Here is a 5,659-nt window from a genome sequence, read left to right as displayed (position 1 = left end):
TGTCTGAAGAGTCGCTGGTTACGGGACCACGAGGTTTGGAGAGTAGGTGATCGAAAATTACCTGTTTTGCAGATCTGAAGGCTCAAAGATTGTGGTGTCAAGGGGCAACAGAGTGAGGACCAAGAGGTTTGGAAGGCACGCAACTCTGTGATGTTTCGGACGTGAACGGTTGATGGCGCGGTGTTTGAAGAGTGGTGATCCGTGATCACGAGGCTTAAAAATCCGAAGGCTAAAGTTGTGGGACTTGAGAGGTAAGCGGTTGAGGAGCATGATGTTTGGGGCGGGACGCTACAAACTATGATGTTGCAGGTGTAAGTGGTTGAGAATGCGGTGTCTTGAGAACAGGCGGGTGAAGAGCGTGCTTCTTGAAGCCGATATTGGAGGAATGTTGCGCTTGCTTTTAAGGAGTAGAATGTTTGGGGGCAGGAAGCTTGAAGCTTTTCATAACCTATAAAGGCGTGGTTTTTTTAAATTATAGTGCTTGAGGATGAATGACAACGGCAAAAATTGCTCTTATTCCAAAGCTTATTCCCGTTTTTACCGGAAAAGCTGATGTGCGTGCCGCTTGGGGGGGACGGGGATCTGGAAAAACACGCTCCTTTGCCCTCATGTCGGCTGTCATCGGATATCGACATGGAAAAGCCGGAGAACGAGGCATTATTCTTTGTGCACGACAATTTCAAAATTCCCTCAATGAAAGCTCATTAGAAGAAATTAAACGGGCTATTGAAGCCTATCCTTTCCTTCAAGACTATTATGACGTTGGTGATAAATACATAAAGTCAAAAGACGGACGTATCGCTTATGTCTTTGCCGGATTGGATCGCAATATCGCAAGTATTAAATCAATGGGACGTGTTTTCCTTTGCTGGGTTGATGAAGCAGAACCGGTGACAGAATCCGCTTGGCAAACGCTTATTCCAACTTTGCGTGAAGAAGGAAAAGATTGGAATGCTGAATTATGGGTGACATGGAACCCTTGCCGTGAAAATTCGCCCGTGGAAAAACGTTTTCGTCATGTTAACAATCCTCATATCAAAGGCGTTGAAATCAATTGGCGTGATAACCCGCAATTTCCAGAAAAGCTTAACAGAGATCGAAACAACGATTTGCAGCAAAGACCAGAACAATATAACCATATTTGGGAAGGGGAATATCTCCAAGGCGTACAAGGTGCTTATTACCAAAAAGCCCTTCTTGAAGCCGAACAAGAAGGACGTATCACCACCGTGCCACGAGACCCACTTATGCAAATTAAAATCTTTTGGGATATCGGAGGAACCGGTGCAAAGGCTGATGCGACCGCTTTATGGGTCGCTCAATTTGTAGGACGAGAAATCCGCGTTCTCGATTATTATGAAGCGCAAGGACAACCTCTCTCTGAACATGTCGGTTGGGTGTTCCAAAGAGGGTATGAAAAGGCGCTGATGGTCTTGCCCCATGATGGCGCAACAAAAGATCGTGTCTATAATGTCAGTTTTGAAAGCGCTCTCCAACAAGCAGGATTTCAAACAAAAGTCATCCCTAATCAAGGAAGTGGGGCTGTCAAAATGCGTATCGAAGCGGTAAGGCGATTGTTTCCTGCCATATGGTTTAACCGTGAAACAACACAAGCAGGACGAAAAGCACTCGCTTGGTATCACGAAAAACGTGATGAACAGCGCAATATCGGTTTGGGCGCTGAACATGATTGGGCGAGCCATGGCGCCGATGCCTTCGGACTCATGTGTGTGGCTTATGAACAACCGCACACAAAACCCAAAAAAAATCTTTATCCTTCCTCTCACCATTCTCAAACTTCATGGATGGCTTTTTAATGAATATTTCTACAGATCCTTTTAATGCAATCGACACACTTGAGCAGCAAGCATTGTTTAAAAAACTCGTTGGCTGGTATCATGACGATATCACCCATGTCGAGGAATGGCGAAAAAATGCCCAAGAAGACTACGACTTTTATAATGGACGGCAATGGAATGAACAAGACCTTGGCGTCTTGCGTGAACAAAACAGACCGGTGATGACCTTTAACCGTATTGCGCCTTTGATTAATGCCGTCATCGGTGCTGAACGCAATAATAAACGGCAAGTGCAATTCATTCCACGTCAAGAAGGGGCCGCATTCGCCAACCAGATTCTCACTGGTGCGGCTGAATGGTTTCGTGACGAAGCTGATGGCGAGTATGAAGATTCTGATGCTTTTCAAGATGCAATTATTTGCGGAATGGGGTGGACCGATACGAGGCTTGATTATGAAGAAGATCCTCAAGGAAAACCCGTGATTGCACGTTTAGATCCCATGAAAATGGTATGGGATGCAAGTGCTGTGAAACCAAATTTGGTTGATGCACAGCGCGTGTGGTACATTGATGAAAAACCTATTACCCTTGCCCAAGAAATGTTTCCGCATATCCATTGGAGTGATTTGAATGCCGATTGGGTGAAACACCATAGCTTTTTGCACCAAGAAAGCACTGACAAAACACAAAATACCATGGCTGAGGGAGAAAATGCTTACAACTATCAACGCCCCAAAATGGTCACTTTAGCTGAATGCCGGTGGTTTGAACGCGAGGTTGTCTATAAAGTTCTTGATCCACAAAGCGGAAAATTTACCGACTATTCAGAAAAAGAATTTCAAACTTTACGTCAAAATTTTCCACTCCTCCAAGCAACAAAATTAACCAGAAAAATTGTCAAACGTGCTTTTTTAGGAAAAAAATTGCTCGAAGCACCCGATAAGCCATTGGTTCCAGCAAACCAATTGGGATGGGAATGTATTACAGGGACTTTTGATAAATTCAGCCGACAATTTTACGGGATTGTAAGGCCAACAAAAGATCCTCAGCGCTGGGCAAATAAATATTTTAGCCAAATTATGCATTTGCTCAATAGTCAGTCAAAAGGCGGTATTATGGCTGAACGCGATGCTTTTGATGATGATCGACAAGCTGTGGAAAGTTGGGCAAGAGCAGACAGCATTACTTGGCTTAAAAGTGGCGCTGTTTCTGGGGGAAGAATCCAGCCTAAACCCGTGGCTCAATTCCCGCAAGGTTTCTTTCAACTGTTTAATGAGGCAAAAAGTGCTATCGAACAAGTCACGGGATTGTCTTCGGAATTTATTGGAACACGGGCTGTTAATCAACCTGGAATCCTTGAAGAACAACGCAGACAGTCCTCTCTTAATCTATTGGCTTCTTTCTTTGATGGTTTGCGTCGTTATCGCCAACGACAGGGAAAAATTATCCTCTATCTGATTCAAAACTATCTTTCCGATGGACGGCTGGTGCGTATTGCCGGTGAGGAAAACGCACAATATGTGCCACTCACACGGGAAATGATCACAAGTCTTGAATATGATATTGTGGTTGATGATGCACCAACAAGTCTGAATGAAAAAGAGCGGACATTTGCTATTATTATGCAATTGCTCCCCTTGATGCAAAATTTTACAACTCCAGAAATTATGCTCGATCTTTTACGCTATTCACCTTTACCAGCATCACTGATCCATAAAATTGCTATCAAAGCACAAAAACAGGGTGCCGATGAACAAGGTCCCTCCATGCAAGAGAGTGGGCATGTTGGAGGTGAAGATGGTGGGCATGCCGAGCAGTTGATACAGTCACTTTTGCAGAAAATAAATACGCAAAGTTAAAGGCTCTCGTTGCAGAAAGTAGGTTCTTCGCACCGCATTTTTACCGGCATCTTATGAACCATAAAATGGTTAGCAATGTACAAAAGTCTTCGTTGAGATCGGCATTCAGCCAAAGTAACCATTTGCGGGTGTTGATAGCTGTAAGCATTTTCTCCCTCACCTGTGGTGCTTTATGTCTCATTAGTGCTTGTTTGGTGCAAAAAGCTCTGGTGTTTTACTCAATCGGCATTCAAATCACTTCATGCGCAAGAGGCATCGGTGCAAGGGCGCTGGCGTTTTGGAGCAGGGGATTGTTGCAGGTGGCAGCATTTTGGAGTGGGGCGTTGGGGTATGTTGAAGAGGGGTATTGAGAAGTGTTGGAGAGAGGGATGCAGAGGGCGTTTTGAAGGGGCGTGTAGTGGGTATGTTGAAAAAGGTACAGCGGGCACTTTTGAGTGGAGCACAGAGGCTTGTCAAAGAGAGATATTTAGGGGCGTTGGAAGTAAGCACAATGGGTGTGTTGCGCTGAGGATATGTTAGAGAAATACAGCGGGCATTTTGGAATGGAGCGTTGGGGCGTGTCAGAGAGGGGTACTGTTGAGGTGTCTTAGGAGTGATGGCGGTTGAACAGGTACAGTGGTGTATCGGAGAGGTGTGGTGGGCATGCTGAGCAGTTGATACAGCCACTTTTGCAGAAAATAAATGCGCAAAGTTAAAGGCTCTCGTTGCAGAAAGTGGGTTCTTCGCACCGCATTTTTACCGGCATCTTATGAACCATAAAATGGTTAGCACAAAACTATCAGCTAAGATGCGCAAAGGGCGCTGGTGCAAGAGAGCGGAGGTTTTTGGGTATTAGAAATGAGTACAGTGGGTATGTTGCGCTGAGGATATGTTAGAGAAATACAGCGGGCATTTTGGAATGGAGCGTTGGGGCGTGTCAGAGAGGGGTACTGTTGAGGTGTCTTAGGGGTGATGGTGGTTGAACAGGCACAGTGGTGTATCCGAGAGGTAGGCATATCGAGGCGCTCGTCTCTTTGTAGAGGAGCGAAAGGGCTTCTTTTGAAGAATATTATCTTATTATTTAAAAAGAAAAGGCAAACAATATGGATCAAGAACACTTAACGCCGGCAGAACAAAACCAATTGAACCAGAGTTTTTCTCCAGAAACGGGACAGGAAAAAGACAGTGAAATTGGAAGAAAAACAGCAAAAGCGCTTGATGAAAATTTCCAAGGACCGCAAAATTTGCATCAACAGCCATCCATGCAGGACTCTCTTCAAACACAGGAAGTTCAAAAGACCCAAGAAGGTGAGGCACCTCCAGATCCGCAAAAAGACTTTATGGGATATATGCAATGGTTGGGAAAAAAACTCCATGAACAGGAGGAGGCGAACAACAAGCAACAACCTTACCTTGAAGCTGAACAGTTACATAATTTCTATCAACAATCTGTTGCCAGCGTCAAGCAAAAATATCATGATTTTGATCAAGCTGCTGATTTTATTTATGAAACACGCGCGAAACAGTTGGCTGCTTTTGCTTCTCTTTATCCCGAAATGGCGGACCCAAAAACTGTTGATGCCGTGATTGGCAATGAGCTGAAGCAGATTTTACAAGATTGTGCGCAAAAAAATCAAAACCCTGCCGAAGTGATCTACACGATTGCGCAAAAAATTGGTTACACAAATGTTCCAAAGAACATGGGTGAGAATTTGCAGGAAAGGCATAATTCTGCACGCACATTGGCTGCTTATAACGGTTTAACACCCAACGGGCCTATTTCTTTAGAGATGCTCGACAAAATGTCGGAAGTAGAGTTTAGCACTTGGGTGACAGATCCTAAAAACAAAGCTGCTTTTAATCGCTTAATGGGTGGGGGTGAAGCATAATGATGAGGAGTGGCTGCGTTGGGGTCTTTGAGGCGTTTGTGTTGAGAGCTTTGAGCTGTGTACGGGAATATTTTAAGGCACTTGTATTGAGGGTTTTTAGCCGTTGTGTGAGAGGGTTGGGGGGTCCTTTTTG

General features: G+C 44.6%; 3 protein-coding genes. All 3 read left to right on the top strand.

From position 1 onward, the window contains the following. Positions 1–491 precede the first annotated feature (491 nt). The 3 genes from BN67_RS02985 (at position 492) to BN67_RS02970 (ending at position 5,526) form a co-directional block, all read left to right on the top strand. On the top strand, positions 492–1,817 hold the full coding sequence (locus BN67_RS02985; protein WP_019222663.1) for a PBSX family phage terminase large subunit: 1,326 nt from the start codon (positions 492–494) through the stop codon (positions 1,815–1,817). Then, complete coding sequence (locus BN67_RS02980) at positions 1,817–3,658, top strand: portal protein (protein ID WP_026088133.1); 1,842 nt, start codon at positions 1,817–1,819, stop codon at positions 3,656–3,658. The genes BN67_RS02985 and BN67_RS02980 overlap by 1 nt, the downstream gene beginning before the upstream one ends. Before the next feature lie 1,082 nt (positions 3,659–4,740). Next, positions 4,741–5,526, top strand: coding sequence for a hypothetical protein (locus BN67_RS02970; protein ID WP_019222659.1), 786 nt, complete (start codon positions 4,741–4,743; stop codon positions 5,524–5,526). The last annotated feature ends 133 nt before the right edge of the window (positions 5,527–5,659 follow it).

Origin of the sequence: Bartonella rattaustraliani AUST/NH4, assembly GCF_000312565.1 — a bacterium.
GTDB lineage: Bacteria > Pseudomonadota > Alphaproteobacteria > Rhizobiales > Rhizobiaceae > Bartonella > Bartonella rattaustraliani.
Note: the sequence above shows the minus strand (reverse complement) of the source record. Positions and strands in the feature narration are given on the sequence as shown.